Origin of the sequence: Bacteroides sp. NGMCC 1.200775, assembly GCF_040798045.1 — a bacterium.
Taxonomy (GTDB): Bacteria; Bacteroidota; Bacteroidia; order Bacteroidales; family Bacteroidaceae; genus Bacteroides; species Bacteroides hominis.
In genome coordinates this window covers 508,079-523,670 of sequence record NZ_JASCQK010000001.1, presented here as the reverse complement: position 1 = coordinate 523,670, position 15,592 = coordinate 508,079, and the positions used below count along the sequence as shown (strand labels likewise).

Here is a 15,592-nt window from a genome sequence, read left to right as displayed (position 1 = left end):
TAAACAATTGTAGAACTATGAAAGTAGAATGGAAAAAACTAATGTTCGGCCTCGCAATCGGAGCCGGAATGATGATGATGGTATCTTGTAGCGATGAAGAGAATTTTGACCCTGGCGGCAGTCCCGGTAAAGAAGTGCCGGAACCAACGGAGAAAGCGTTTCTCTCCATGCGCTTATCTACCGGTTCGTTGGCCGGTACCCGGGTGGCAGTCGACCCGACAACCTCGGGACGTACAGAAGAACAGGTGGTAAATCATGTACGCATGGTGCTGTATGAAACCAAGAATAATACGGTGCGATACTCTTGGGACCTGAATGTATCTACTGATGGAGTGAATGAATTTACCGGAGGAGATGTAGTCAGAGGAGAAGACGTGCCTTCGGCTACTCCTACAGTGAGCCGTTTTGTGACGGTGGGGCGTGAAGTGGTGAAGCAGGACTATGAATTGCTTATTCTGATCAATCCTCCCGGCGAATTACTGGAAATAACCGAACAAGGAAATCCCAGAAGTTATTTATCACGTGCTGCCAACATGACAAAAGAGTCGTTGATACAGCCTTATGGTATTGCCGCAGACAATAACTTTTATATGACCAATCATCAGGATCTTATTTTTGTTCCTGAAGTAGAGCTGAAGGATAATCAGCGGATGGCTGAGGAAAATCCGGTGAGGGTAGAAGTAGAGCGTGCAGTAGCAAAAGTGGTTGTTAGTGGGGTGCCTGAAGTAGTGCCGCACGGAGACCGGATTGATAATTTGAAATGGGGGCTGGATGTAACCAACCAGTATACTTATTGGATGCGTAAAATGACTTTTATCGCTAATTCGGGTGGTGTGCCGGGCGAAATGGAACAGCTCAATAGCGGATACAGGGAAGAACGATATGCCGAGGACCCGAACTTTACCGGATTCAGTGCATGGAATGGTGGAAATCCTGCCGGGCAATTTGAATACCTGTCCGGAACTCCGGAGTTGACGAAGGATTTTGATGATTATGATTATACTCTGGAAAATACAATGGAAGCTGTTGAACAGCGCCATGACGTTACTACCCGCGTAGTGATCAGTGGTACTTATACACCGAATGGCTTTGGATCGGTGGCAACTCGTAACAGTGGTGGCATCAGCTTCTACTATTTCAAAGGTAATGCTATCAGAGTAGAAGCCATGAGAGACATGGTGAATGACAGGAACCTGATTCCTCAGGAATTGCGTGACGCCGGATTGGAACAGGCTATCAACGATGTACTGGCATGGAATCCGAATGCGTTTAACTCGCCTACGGCTTCATTTTCGGTGGGTGGCCTTAATTTCTACTATGAAGGAGTGTGCTATTATACTGTCCTGATTCGCCATTTCTCCAATAATATGGTACCCGTACTGATGGGATATGGACGTTATGGCGTAGTGCGTAATAACGTTTACCAACTTAGCATCAATAAGATTATTGGTCCGGGACAGCCGGTGATCAATCCTCCGGGAACAGATCCGGATGATGAAGATACCTCTTGGATCTCGGCAGATGTCAACATTATGCGGTGGTATATCCGTAATCAGAATGTAGAGGAACTTTTATAAATTCTTTCTTATTTAAACTAAACTGAAGTAGCTATGAACAGATTTATCGGATACATACAGGTTGCATGTTGCTGCCTTCTGCTATGTGCTTCCTGCGTCAGAGACGGGATGGATGAAGATTGCAATTCTTATGTCCGCTTTGTATACGACTACAACCTGGAATACATAGACCTGTTTCATAAGCAGGCAACCAAGATGAACTTGTATGTATTCGATGAAAAAGGCGTATTTGTGACAGAACTTGAAGAAAAATCCGGTGCTTTTGCACCGGATTATCTGATGACTTTACCTCAATCCATGTCAGGCAAGAAGTATATTTTTGTTGCTTGGTCCGGATTGTACGGCGAGTCGTATGATAAGGTTGCACTCACTCCCGGAGTATCTACACTGGCGGATCTGGAGGTCAGCGTCAATAACTTGAAAACCCGGAGTGGTGGGGGAGTGGTCGACAGGGAACTCCATCTGCTATGGCATGGCAAGCAGGCAGAAGTGTCTCCGCAATATAATAATGATGTCACTACTGTCTCGTTGCTGAAAAATACGAAAAAATTTCGCATTATCATGCAAATGCTTGATGATAGCAACATTGATGTGGATGATTATGATTTTCGGATCGTTTCACCCAATGGAAGGTACGATCATGAAAACGGCCTTTTGGGAGATGAAACGGACGAGAAAGTAGAATATACTACTTACCATACCGAAAACGATTCTGAAACCGGAGCTATAGCCGAACTGAACACATTGCGACTGATGACTGACAAAGAAAACAGATTGGTTATTACACATAAGCCATCGGGCAATGTGATTCTTGACATCTCTCTGAATAAGTATCTCAACGCGTTGAGGCTTCAGCAATATTCTGATTTACCTCTGCAGGAATATCTGGATCGTGCTGATAAGCATGGTATCATTTTGTTCTTTAAGGGCATGGATAGCAATGGAAACTATATTAGTGTGGATGTGCAGATCAACGGTTGGTTGATTCGGAAACAAGAGGTCGATGGAGTTTAGGTGGGAGGGTGTAGCCATCTGGGGCGGATGGCTACACCCAAACGTCGGGATGGCTACACCCTATATACTAAAGGGCGTAGCCATCTTTTTTATGCATATCTTCGTCGGGTAAGCTTATAATGCGTCGATAAAACTTTTTTGCTGTTCAAGAAAGCTGATTCTTTGTGCCTCTCCGCTCTCTGAGATCAGTGTAGAGTGTCTTTTTAACGATTGTATCCAATCTTTTTGTATCCCGCAAATTCGTGGGCTCTGAGAATCCATCGAATTAATGGAATATACCCGGAGGAGACTGATCTGGAAATCTTTCTTTTCTATATAGCTATAGGTTGCCTCAAAGTCGATATTCGATAAGTAAATGGCCACTTTGTTTCCGTTACCGAATTCTCCTTTTGCGGATATTTGTTCCAATTCATGCAGCAACAGTACCAGTTCGTTTTTTAAATGCATCAGGTCTGTTTCCGAGATCAGATTTAATCCGGCAAAGTATTTCATTTCTTTCACAAACGAGTAGAATACGTTACTATCCCATATGAAACAAGTCTTTCTGCACGCCTTAACTGCTTCACTCAATAACTTGTGGGCATTTACCGCTTTGACGGGTATTTGCATACCCGACAAGTTGTTAGGAGTACGTATTTTCCCGTTCTGATAAATCCATCTGCATAAACGGAACTTCGATAGGTATTCATACGAAGAATAAAGAGTAAAAGGGATCACATTGGAAGCCGTATATATCTTCGTACTACTGTCGTCCTTTACATAATTGAAGATGCGAAGATAACGCTCTATAATTTCATAATAACTCTCCAGGGGATCGGGTGAATGCAGTAAGTTCAGGTCGAAAGTCACCCGGTTTGACTGGTGGTTCCCAATAATCTGGTCGATTGATATCCCCAGTTTACATGAAACCAGTGCAACCTCGTCGAAAGTGAAGGCTACTTCTCCCCGTAATCTTCGGTATACAGCTTCTTTTCCCATGCATAGCGCATCTGTCAGATAGTTAGCCAGATTTATTCCCCGGGGAATCCGCTCTTTCATTGCTGCAATAAGCTCGTTAACGATATAATTTTTCATAACTGCCATTTGGGTTATTGATTAATAATATTGTAATAATTGTAATAGCTTGTGGCATATACAAATATAGAGTAAGTAACCCGAACTTTTGTGTGGCATATCATGTGTGGAAAAAAGAAGGTATTTCTGATTGGGAAATAATTGTCGGAAAGACAGGTTGGGAATGAAAAAAAACAGATGGCAATGCCACCTGTTTTCGATAATTGTCACTATTCTCCCCAGTTGTTTCGTTTTTCGTTTTAAGAAAGTTACAGGGTGTTTATTATTTCACGCTGTTCTTTAAAGAAGCGTATACGTTGCATCTCTCCGCTTTCGGATATTTGTGTTGAGAATTTCTTGAGTGACTGCACCCATTCTTTCAAACTGCGGAACATGCCGTCATCCTGGGTAGTAATGGCATTAATAGAATATATACGTATCATGCTGATGTGACTGTTGCTGGTTGCCACATAACTGTAAGTGGCGTCGAACTTAATATTCGAAATATAGATGCGTACATCATTGCCGGTTTCGTATTTACCTTTCCCGGCGAGTTCCTCCAATTCTTCCGTCAGAAGTAGTAAATCATCTTTTATCATTTCTTTATCTTCTTCAGATATCAGATGGATTTCCGAGAAGAACTGTATGTCTCTCACAACATGTTCAAAAACGGTATTATCCCAGATGTAATCTGTAGTTCTCATCTGCTGTGTCATGTTGACGAAGTCTTTTTGGGCATCATATATTTTGTGTGGAATCTCCAGTTCGTCAAAGTGTTTACATCTGATATTTTCGTTCTGATACATCCACTTAAACAAACGGAATTTCGAAAGAATATCATGCTTGAGATATAGTGCCTGAGGCAAAATATTCGATGACGTTGCCATTTCTGTTGTAGGGTCTTCACGGATACTGTCGAATGCATTGACATATCTTGTGAGGATGTCATGGTAAGTCTCGAATGTGTTACTATGGTGTACTACATTAAGATCGAATACTGCGTTATTGCTGAAACTCACACCAATCATTTTGTCGAGCGATATTCCTAATTTTCTTGAAATGACAGCAGCTTCTGCCAGTGTAAATGGTACTTCTCCACGCAGGCGGCGATAAATAGCTTCTTTACCTATATATAAGATATCCATCAATGTATTTGCCAGATTGGCTCCGGCCGGAACTTTTTCTTTTGCGGCTTCTATTAAGCCTGTATTTAATTCGTTTATTATCATAGCCTTTGTTTCTTTGTTTAACATATTTGCACCCTGGCTTGTTTCGGTATTCGCAACTATTTTTTCATTTGCAGCCTCTATTTGCATAATAAGTGAGTTGATACCGCTTAATGTAGATAGAGAGAAAGCATTTCTGAAACAGAAACATTCTATCGGTCACGAATATCTTCTGATCCTGATGTAGCTTTGTATACACCGAGTCGGAAGTTCCGTTTTTATGTTAAACCCCTAAAAATGATTATTATGGATTTAGAAAAAGTATTATTTAGAGAAATAGACAATAAAAGCCGTATTTTTTTGTATAAGGAAGGAGATTGTTGGAGTGCACACGATAATTCGGCGCGTCATCTTTGTTTTTTGTATTCGCAGTTCAATGCTTTTGATCGTATTTATCATGCATATGAGATTGTACTGAAGTGTGTTATGCTGAGTAATGCCATGATTGAGAAGTTTGTTGAACACACATTGGTACAGACGGGTCGAGCAGATGAAATGGAAATCAGCATTCCGGAAGAAAAAAAAGCGGAATTTGAAAGCTGGCGCAGCACGTTCGGAGTATAAATGAATTTTTAGAATTGGCGGCTTTTTATTAAAAATATGTGTTCGGAAAACTTGCATATTTTAATCAAATCGTTTACATTTGTGCAGATCTAAATGATAGAGGGCGCACGTTTGCCCTCTGTCATTATAAAATAATTACATGAAAAGAATCTTAGTTAGCGGAGGTGCCGGGTTTATTGGCTCACATCTCTGTACTCGGCTAATCAACGAGGGACACGACGTCATTTGTCTGGATAATTTTTTTACCGGATCAAAAGAAAATATTATCCATTTAATGGATAATCACCATTTTGAAGTGGTACGTCATGATATAACATTCCCATATAGTGCTGAAGTAGACGAAATATACAATCTTGCCTGTCCGGCTTCTCCCATACATTATCAGTACGACGCTATTCAGACCATTAAAACATCGGTGATGGGAGCTATCAATATGTTAGGATTAGCCAGAAGGCTTAATGCTAAAATTCTGCAGGCTTCGACCAGTGAAGTTTATGGTGATCCGGAGGTACATCCGCAACCGGAATCTTATTGGGGAAATGTCAATCCGATAGGTATCCGTTCTTGTTATGATGAAGGGAAACGCTGCTCTGAGACCCTTTTTATGGATTATCACCGCCAGAATAACGTACGTATTAAAATTGTTCGTATTTTCAATACATACGGTCCACGGATGCTGCCCCATGATGGGAGAGTGGTTTCTAATTTCGTCATTCAGGCGTTGAAGAACGATGATATAACTATCTATGGGACCGGTGAGCAAACCCGTAGCTTTCAGTATATAGATGACTTGGTCGAAGGTATGATTCGGATGATGAATACGGATGATGATTTTACGGGACCTATAAATCTTGGTAATCCCAATGAATTTTCCATGCTTCAGTTGGCAGAGATGATTATCCGGAAAACCGGGTCGAAGTCAAAGATAACTTTCAAACCTTTGCCTCATGACGATCCTCAACAGCGTAAGCCTGATATCAGTTTGGCACAGGAAAAGCTGGGATGGCAGCCTACAATTTTGTTGGATGAAGGTCTGGATCGTATGATTGATTATTTTAAAAAGAAGTACACGTTATAATAAAATAAGAACTCAAGATTAAAGCTACATAAAGATGAATATGGAAATTAATCCCTCGGAATATAAAATTCTCATTGTAGACGATGTAATGTCAAATGTCCTTTTGCTGAAAGTATTGTTGACCAATGAGAAGTTTAACATAGTGACAGCCTGTAATGGAACCCAGGCACTGGATCAAGTGAAAAAAGAGAATCCGGATTTGATATTGTTGGATGTGATGATGCCGGACATGAGCGGTTTTGAAGTCTCTCAGAAATTAAAGGCTGATCCCGAAGCAGCTCATATTCCAATTATCTTTTTGACAGCACTGAATAGCACTGCCGATATAGTGAAAGGTTTTCAGGTAGGTGGCAATGACTTTATATCTAAACCTTTTAATAAGGAAGAGTTGATTATTCGTGTCACACACCAAATTTCTTTAGTAGCAGCCAAACGTATTATTGAAGCTAAAACGGAGGAGCTTAAAAAGACTATTATCGGGCGTGATAAGCTCTATTCGGTTATAGCTCATGATCTTCGTTCGCCTATGGGATCTATTAAGATGGTACTTAATATGCTGATCTTGAGTTTGCCCAAAGAAAAAATAGGTGAAGACATGTACGAACTGCTGACCATGGCTAATCAGACTACTGAAGATGTATTTTCTCTGTTGGACAACTTGTTGAAGTGGACAAAAAGTCAGATAGGTAAACTTAAAGTTGTATATCAGGATATTGACATGGTTGAAGTTGTGGAGGGAGTTGGAGAGATTTTCTCAATGGTGGCCGGTTTGAAGAATATTCATTTGCGTATTGAAGCACCGGAACATCAGGCTGTATATGCTGATATTGATATGATAAAAACAGTTATACGCAATTTAATAAGCAATGCTATCAAATTCAGTAATGAAGGTTCTGAGATCCTCATAAAAGTAGAAGATATGGATGGAATGTCAATCGTTAGTGTGAAGGATAGCGGATGTGGTATTGATGAAGAAAGTCAGAAGAAACTATTGCACACTGATACGCACTTCAGTACTTTCGGGACTAATAATGAAGAAGGTTCGGGACTTGGATTGCTGTTGTGTCAGGATTTCGTAGTGAAGAATGGAGGTAAGTTGTGGTTTACTTCTGTTAAGGGTGAAGGCTCAACTTTCTATTTTTCTATTCCACTGAAAAAATAAGGCTTCAGCAGTTTGGGTGGATCGTTTGAGAATCAGACTATTCAAGTAGATAAAAATGGTGCAGACTATATTTCTAAAAATAAGTCTGCACCATTTTATTTTGTCTGATTCATTCGTGTGATTATACCAGTGGGAGCTTTTTATCGTTTACACATAGCTTTAAAATCGCAATATTCGCATTTCTTTAGATCCTCAGTTTGGGTGAACTCCTCTTGGTCGTTGTATATTTCCTCAAGTAGTGCCAATAGTCGTTCGCGGAACTCTTTTTCATAAACAGAAAAATCATCGACAGGTAGTTTGGGTTTGCGTGCTTCTCCCATTTCAATTACAGGAGAGTAGCTTTCGGAAGCTGCCCGATGGATATATAATAGAGAAGGAGCCACCTTTAATGTTTGTTGGCGTGCCATGATGGCGGCATAAAGAAAGGTTTGGAAAATATAGTTGGGACGCCCTTCGGCAGGTGTGAATAGTTGCTCCACATTCGCCGGCACTTTGGGGCTTCCTCCGGTTTTGTAGTCCACAATCCGAAGTGTACCTTCTTTACTGTCCATACGGTCAATCGTACCTCCGATCTTTAATGATAACATTCCTTTGGGGCCTTCTATCTGGATATCTTCCGTTACTTTCTGTTCCATACCTATCATTCGGAAAGGAGCATATTGCAGATCGTTACGTAACAACTGGCGGAGATAGGAAGTGATAACCTTTGAGTTTATTAATTGTACTCCGTTATACTCGGGCTTTTCGTCAAGAGGAACGTGAAAAAATTCTTCTTTGAAAGCTGTATCGACATAATTTTGCAGACGGACATTATCGCGCAACAAACGTTCAATATCTTCTTTGTGTATTTCTTGCTTGTGGGCTGTCAGGTCCAGATAGGCTAATTGAGCCGAACGGTGGAAGATAGTTCCGAACAGAGCGGAATCAATCTCTGCACTGACCTCATCGGGGGCTTTGAGACGTGCCACGTAACGGAAATAAAACTTCAGTCGACAGTCGAGATATGTATTCAGTGCCGATGGAGAAAGCATTAAGGCATCGGCGTTATGTGAGAAATCGTAGGTCTGGTATAAACGATCAATGATTTCCGGTGTTTTTGTGATACGGATGTCCCGGCTGTTTTGTGGTGATTGGCCTGCTTCCAGATATTCACGGCTGATTTCATGTGGCCATTCGATCAGGAACTGTAGCATAAAGCGTGACCATTCTCCCCGGTTTAGTCCATCCGATGAAGTGTTATACATCAGGGTGATATTTTCTGCCCGCTGAATCAGGCGATAGAAATAATAGGCATAAACTGCATTCTTGTGTTCAATGGTAGTCATGCCGAAAGCCTTACGTAGGTTATATGGAATAAACGATGATTCGCCTCCCGATTTAGGTAACTGTCCTTCATTAAGCGAGAGGAGGAGCAGATTACGAAAATCAAGATTGCGTGTTTCCAAAACTCCCATTATCTGCATTCCTATGGCCGGTTCACCATGGAAGGGGATATTGGCGGCATTTAATATTTTGTTCAGCAGGCGTTTCAGAGTATCTATACGCACTTGCAATTCACCGTTGTCAATCAAGTTGAGTAACCTGTTTACCAGAGTGAAACTCTTAAAAAGAGATTCACGGTACAGTTGGTTGAAAATATCATCATTCTCCTGCTCATGACGGTATAGAATAGATACCTCTTTCAGTAATTCCGTGATATAAATACAGAGCTCCCGAATGCCATTACGGGGAGTGAATAATAAATCCAAAAACCTGTCTTTCTTTAATTCGGAAGGAAAAGGATAAAAGCGGTTGGTTTTAGTGAGTTCCCGTTGCAATGGTTCGGCATTGTCCGAAAGACGACGGGTATACGGATGTTTTAATATAGTTTGTACGGCCTCATAAGTGTATCTTCCTGATTCTGTACGGTATCCGCTGGTTTGCAGTTCGAGTATGGCATTGATAAAGCTATATACCGGCGTTTGTGCCAGTGGAAATCCCATGGTGATATTAACGTTCCTTACTTCTTCCGGGATGGAATGCAAGACAGGAAGGAGTAAGGCTTCATTACATAGAACGACAGCATTTTCTTTTTCTTCACTACTCAGGTTCTCTCTGATCCATTCGGGCAGATAACAGGCCTGAGCGTTTTCGGTGGGTGAAGAGATAAAACGGACCTTCTTGGGTTTTCTCAATTCATCAAACAATTCGGCCGGAAGCTCGTTGGGGAACAGTTTGAGATTACGATTTATAAATTCTCCGGCTTCGTGGCGTTGTTTGTGTTGTGAAGGAAGTTGAGTATAAAATACATCGTAGTCCCAATAGAACAGGGCCTTTCCCGTACTCTGCAATTGCCGGAAGAAGTGGGTCTCTACTTTGTTCAGTACATTGAAGCCGACAAATACGTAACGATCGTACTTCAATGATTCAGGCTCAAGGTGTTCAATGACGTTCCGGTAGAGCATACCTTCATATGCAAGTCCTGATTCTTCCAGATTCCTTCGGTACTGACGATATATATTACCCAATTTATCCCAAAGTGAGATAAATTTCTCCTTTAACAGTGTTCGCTTTTCAATAGAGAAATTCAGGAAAAACTGTTGGATCGCTTGTTCTTGCTCTTCGTCGAGAAAGTTGTAATCGTCCATGACGTTTTTCAGGTCCTGAAGATTGGTAAATAGCTTGTCGGCATCAACCATATTTTTGTCCACGTCATCGAAGTCGCTTATCAGTAGCTCACCCCAGAAGTAGAAATCGTCAAGTGATTCTTCGCTTTTCGTTTCTTCACGGAATACCTTGTAGAGTTCACATACCAGACGAATCGGATCTCCTAACTTCAAGACTGAAAGCTGTTGGAACAGTTCGCTGATGCTCACATAAGCAGGTGACCAAAGTGGTTGATCGGATTGGTTGGCTAAATGCTCGTTAAAGAACAGGCTGGCACGTTTATTTGGGAAAACGATAGCTGTACGTGACAGATCGTTCCCTATCTTGCTATAGAGGTCCTGTGCGACCAACTGGAGAAATGTTTTCATACTTTTTCAATTATTTCTTCTTCCACATACCACAGATAGCCTGTGATGTTTTTATATCCCATTCGGGAGAGGAGTTGCATGTATCCTTTCACCTGTTTGTTGTACTTCTTATTTTCTTTACCAAACTTAAAATCCACTACGACGACTTGCCCGTCTTTCATCATCACTCGGTCAGGGCGCCTGGTTTGCAATACTCCTTTATCTTTGTAGATGATGGCGCATTCGTTAAACAATTTCCACTCGCCGGAATACCATTCCTGTACTTCAGGCAGAGAGAAGGCTTTCATGGTCAAAGTACGTATTTCCTCTTCTGTCTCTTTGCTGCCGATAACACCTTCGAATACCAGTTTTTGGATGGCAGATTCTATATCTTCTTTCGTTTCAATGGCAGAAAACAGTGTATGCAATAATTGTCCATGATTTATGAAGCGGTCATCCGATTCTTCTTCGGAAAGTCCTTTTATGAAATCGGCTGAACGGTTTGATTGCCGGAACTCAATATCCGGATGCATGGATTCCATGCTAACCGGAAGTTTCTCAGGTTTGCGTGTAAGCTTGTTGCCTGAATCGACCATTTTTTCATCTTCGGACGGGCAGAGGTCACCAAACTCATATACTTGCTCCTCGTCCCATTCTTGCTCCAACTTACAGGCTGCTTGCGGTAATGCTCCGGCCAATAACTCAGACATTGTGTTTCTTTGTCCTTTCCGACTCCAGATAATCAGGTTCTTGCCCGCACGGGTAAATGCTACATAGAGCAGGTTCAGGTTGTCTACCCAAAGTTGCAAGCGCTCGTGCAAGTAGTCATTCCGGTATACCGATTCTGCCATCGCAGAAGAATAGTTTACCGGTACAATATCTAACTCGTTGAAAGGAGACTCTTGGGGTACGCACCAAACGAGTTGATTATTTGTTTCATTTTCCATTTTCCAGTCGCAGAAGGGGAGAAGTACTGTATGAAATTCCAACCCTTTGGACTTATGGATGGAGAAGATACGTATGCCTTCTACTTCACCGCTTGGTATTGTTTTACCAGATAAAGTTTCGTCCCAGTATCGGATAAAGCTGTCCGGATCTGAAGAGTGGCTTTGAAGATAATCGGTCACTGCATCAAAGAAAGCAAATAAATAAGCATCCTGCTGCTTGATGCGGTGCAGCTCAAAGAGGTTGAAAAGTTCTTCCAGTAATTCGTAGAGAGGCATCAGGCGGAGTTCTGTCATCCTTTCCAGAAAAACAGAAGGCAATAGTTCTTCAGCCTTATGGAAGAGCAGTGAATTAAGATTGTTTTCGGTATGAAGTACTTGTAACTGATAGTTAGTTGCAAGTTGAGCTTTTACAATCCGATTTTCCGGATCGGAAAGATAGCGCAGGGCATCCAGCATCATGCAGATGGCAAGTGAAGCGTCGAGCCGGAAAGCTTCGTCAGACACAACCTTATAATGCAGTTGTTTGTCAAAGTAATCGGCAATGCGGGGGATACTTTTATTCTTTCTTACCAAAATGGCGATATCGTTCAGCTTTATACCCGATTGTATCAGATGTTCCACTTCCGTTCCGAGGCTGATAAGGGTTTGTTCGGTATAATCGTGTTTTTCATCTGATTCGAGAAACTCGACTTTAACGTATCCTTTTTGTTCGTTCCGGGGGGATTCTTGCTCCACATCAGCATATGCATTAATTAAAGGCTCACAAATGCTTCCCAATTGCTTATTGTGTATTTCGTTCAGATAATCTACAGCAGCCGTAAAGATACTGTTGTTGAACCGTATGATATTGGTTTCACTTCGTCGGTTGGTCTTCAGTGTTTCTGTACGGATGGAAAAGTATCCAAGGCGTTTGTTCAATCCGTTCAGGATGCCCCAATCACCGTTTCGCCAGCGATATATAGATTGCTTGACGTCACCAACGATCAAGCTGTCCGCTCCTTGTGAGAGGCCTTCAAGAAGCAACAGTTTAAAGTTATCCCATTGCATCCGGCTGGTATCCTGAAATTCGTCAATCATCACATTACGGATGTTTGTTCCGATTTTCTCAAACACAAAAGAAGAGTCTCCGTCTTTTACCAGTTGATGGAGCAGAGCATTGGTGTCTGAAAGGAGAAAGCGATTGTTTTCACGATTTAGTTGACGTACCTCTTCATCAATATTAGCCAATAGTTGTACTTTGTTTAAATGTTGCATTGAGAGCCGGCAACTGTTTACAATCCGGTTATTGCGTGAGCGATGTTGCTCAGCATCTTGCAGAAGCGGCATTAAGATGGAGGAGGCTAATACGATAATGTCAGTATAGTATCTGGAAGTTTTGGCAGCCCAGTTTGTTTCCTCCTCCAGACATTTTACTACGGTTGCATTCGCTATTTCGTCCCCCAATATACCATTCCTGAGCTTATTAAAGTAGCTTCCTATCCCTTTAGCACCGTTTTTTAAATCAGTTGGCTTTAGCGATTGGCTGGAAAGTACATTTTCAAACTGCTGAGCGAAATCTTTCATTTGTTCAAGAGCGGCTGTTTCCATCTCTTTTAATGTCTTGCGATACTCGCGGATTACATTCGGGTCGCGAAGACGTTGACGGAGACCGTCACCTTTTTCAATATACCCTTCATCAAAAATATTGCGTCCGAAATTTTTAATCTCATCCGAAACATTCCAGCGTTTGTCATCAGCAATGCGTTCGTTTATGTAATCAAGTAGCCATGCCAATACCGGTGAATTAGGGCCCAATTTTTCAATCATACTGTCTACGGCATCACTTAATACTTCAATATTATTCAGCTCGATATTCAGGTTGGGACTCAGCTCAAGTTCACGGGCCAGATTACGCATGACGGATTGGAAAAAGGAATCGATGGTTTCGACACGAAACCGGCTGTAATCATGGAGCATGTAGCTCAAAGCTATGCCAGCTGTTTTTCGTATTTCATCTTCCGAACGGCCTGTCTCAGCGATGATGCGTTTTAGGTACGCATCCGAGTCCGGGTCAGCTATATGTATTCCATATAGCTGACTGAGAATACGTTCCTTCATTTCGGCAGTAGCTTTATTGGTGAAAGTCACTGCCAATATCTGGCGGTAGGCACGCGGGTTTTGTATTAGCAACTTGATATACTCAGCGGCCAGGGTGAATGTTTTCCCGGAACCGGCAGAGGCTTTATAGACAATAAGTTCGCTCATTCACAGTTTATGTTGGATAATAATTATTTTCTTTTTACTATTTCAAACGGCACGCGCACTGAAACACCGTTTTTCATTAAATTGGTCAGGTTCGGATATAACCGTTCTTTGAAAGAGTCCCAGCTGCGATGTTCCATTTGGGTCCATCCGGCTTCTGCCAATGCCAGTCCGCGAGGATAGGTCATGTACGTTACCCGGTTGATATCTTTTATTGCTTCTCCCCAAAGCGTTCCCATTACGCCCAGAATATGTGCTTGTTCGGATGCAGGTCTTCCGTATCCCGGGTCAAATTGATAACAAGTTTCGAGCGTTGTGACAGGCATTCCCCAATTGTTGAATTCCGGAAGATCACCTTTAAACTGGGGATAATCGAGATATGCAAATTCTCCCGGTGCCATGATCAGAGGGTTGCCGTGCTGTCGGGTCAGCTCCTGGCAAGTAGGTGTCAATCCGTATCTCCAGCTTACGAGTGTCACATCTTTGGGGTAAGGAAACAGATAGTCATTGGCAGGCATACGAATATTATCCAGTTCGCACCAAAGGATCGGCTGTTTTCCATCTGCCCGTACAAAACTGAGCATTCGGTCGAAGAAAGGAATCATTAACTGAGATGCTTTTTCATATTTCAGTTCTTTCATCATCTTTTGGCAGCGTTCGCATTTGGTCCAGTTTTTTTCTATTACTGCCTCGTCGCCTCCCAAATGGATATAGCGTGAAGGGAAGAGAGCACTTACTTCGTCAATAATGTCTTTGTATACCGTGTATACCTTTTCATTATTGGCGCAAAGCATTAAATCTACTGTTTTACCCACATTCTTTTCAATGGTATCGGTATGTGTACATCCCAATTCCGGATAAGCGGCTAATACAGCGACCGTATGCCCGGGAATGTCCAGTTCCGGGATTATTTCAATATGGCGTTCAGCTGCATAATGAATCAGATCGGTTAGTTCTTCCTGAGTATAAAAAGGTTGTCCGGCTGTAAGCTTCGGGTGCTTTTTGATCTCCATTCTCCATCCCTGATCATCTGTCAGGTGGAGTTGAAGCACATTGTATTTGTATCGTACCATTTGGTCAATGTAGAATTTTACATCTTCTACCGGCAAAAAATGCCGGGCAGGATCGAGCATTAAAGCCCGATATTCAAAGCGTGGAGCGTCATCAATGCTGACTGCAGCCATTTCTTTCCGATTGGTGGTACATACATCTCCTAAAAGTATTTGATCAACCGTCATTACCCCATAGAAGACAGCTGCTGCACTGGCTCCGCTAATGGTAATTCCTTTCTGATCTATTTTGAGTTTATAATGTTCTTTCCCGTTTAGTTGCGGATCAATAGTTAACCGGATGGCTGATTGCCGTGAGCCGGAAAGAGGGATATTTATTTGCATCCGATCTTTCAGGATGGCTTGCAGGGTGGTAGCCGCAAACTTAAGTTCCGGTTGCTCTGGATGAATAGAGATATTTTTGCCTGTCAGGCTAAAAGGTTTACTTTGCAGTTGCTCTATATGATTGGGCATAGGCAACAGGGCCGAACGATTGTTTTGTGCAATTGCCGTAAAGGCAAAAAGAAGGAAAATCAGTCCTAAATAGTTTTTCATGGGATTAATTTATTTAATTAGTTTCGCGGCAAATATACGATTATTGTACGAGAAAACGGACACTTCAGCACAGAAAGAGGGGAGAACTGAACTTTCTTTTTAATCGAAAACTTGCATAAAAATGTGATATTTA

The 15,592-nt window shown here is 41.9% G+C and carries 10 protein-coding genes; 5 read left to right on the top strand and 5 right to left on the bottom strand.

Annotated elements, in window-relative coordinates:
• The first annotated feature begins 17 nt into the window (after positions 1-17).
• Together QK890_RS02320 and QK890_RS02315 are read left to right on the top strand one after the other, a co-directional pair.
• Complete coding sequence (locus QK890_RS02320) at positions 18-1,577, top strand: Mfa1 family fimbria major subunit (RefSeq protein ID WP_005805588.1); 1,560 nt, start codon at positions 18-20, stop codon at positions 1,575-1,577.
• A 33-nt stretch (positions 1,578-1,610) separates the two neighbouring features.
• Positions 1,611-2,591: a FimB/Mfa2 family fimbrial subunit gene (locus QK890_RS02315; protein WP_032539358.1), complete on the top strand. Its 981-nt coding sequence runs from the start codon at positions 1,611-1,613 to the stop codon at positions 2,589-2,591.
• 114 nt (positions 2,592-2,705) lie between these two features.
• Here QK890_RS02315 and QK890_RS02310 read toward each other — a convergent pair whose 3' ends face one another.
• Positions 2,706-3,665, bottom strand: a complete 960-nt coding sequence (locus QK890_RS02310) for a hypothetical protein (RefSeq protein WP_367627261.1) — start codon at positions 3,663-3,665, stop codon at positions 2,706-2,708.
• Positions 3,666-3,913: 248 nt separating this feature from the next.
• Complete coding sequence (locus tag QK890_RS02305) at positions 3,914-4,873, bottom strand: hypothetical protein (RefSeq protein WP_032537476.1); 960 nt, start codon at positions 4,871-4,873, stop codon at positions 3,914-3,916.
• Positions 4,874-5,116: 243 nt separating this feature from the next.
• Between QK890_RS02305 and QK890_RS02300 the strand changes: the two genes are divergently transcribed.
• The 3 genes from QK890_RS02300 (at position 5,117) to QK890_RS02290 (ending at position 7,674) form a co-directional block, all read left to right on the top strand.
• A complete protein-coding gene (locus tag QK890_RS02300) occupies positions 5,117-5,434 on the top strand; it encodes a hypothetical protein (protein ID WP_005805595.1) in 318 nt (105 codons plus the stop codon).
• A gap of 139 nt (positions 5,435-5,573) precedes the next feature.
• The gene (locus QK890_RS02295) at positions 5,574-6,512 is read left to right on the top strand and encodes a UDP-glucuronic acid decarboxylase family protein (protein WP_005777113.1); all 939 of its coding nucleotides are present in this window, start codon (positions 5,574-5,576) and stop codon (positions 6,510-6,512) included.
• Positions 6,513-6,546: 34 nt separating this feature from the next.
• Positions 6,547-7,674 carry a response regulator gene (locus QK890_RS02290; protein WP_005805597.1) on the top strand — a complete coding sequence of 376 codons (1,128 nt, stop codon included), beginning with the start codon at positions 6,547-6,549 and terminating at the stop codon, positions 7,672-7,674.
• A 140-nt stretch (positions 7,675-7,814) separates the two neighbouring features.
• Here QK890_RS02290 and QK890_RS02285 read toward each other — a convergent pair whose 3' ends face one another.
• From QK890_RS02285 to QK890_RS02275, 3 genes are read right to left on the bottom strand one after another with little or no spacing between them, the layout of a single operon-like run.
• Positions 7,815-10,688 carry a PD-(D/E)XK nuclease family protein gene (locus QK890_RS02285; RefSeq protein WP_234190819.1) on the bottom strand — a complete coding sequence of 958 codons (2,874 nt, stop codon included), beginning with the start codon at positions 10,686-10,688 and terminating at the stop codon, positions 7,815-7,817.
• The gene (locus QK890_RS02280) at positions 10,685-13,858 is read right to left on the bottom strand and encodes an exodeoxyribonuclease V subunit beta (RefSeq protein WP_032539356.1); all 3,174 of its coding nucleotides are present in this window, start codon (positions 13,856-13,858) and stop codon (positions 10,685-10,687) included. Before QK890_RS02280 ends, QK890_RS02285 begins: the two co-directional genes overlap by 4 nt.
• A 23-nt stretch (positions 13,859-13,881) precedes the next feature.
• A complete protein-coding gene (locus tag QK890_RS02275; RefSeq protein WP_005805604.1) occupies positions 13,882-15,459 on the bottom strand; it encodes a beta-N-acetylhexosaminidase in 1,578 nt (525 codons plus the stop codon).
• Positions 15,460-15,592: the final 133 nt, after the last annotated feature.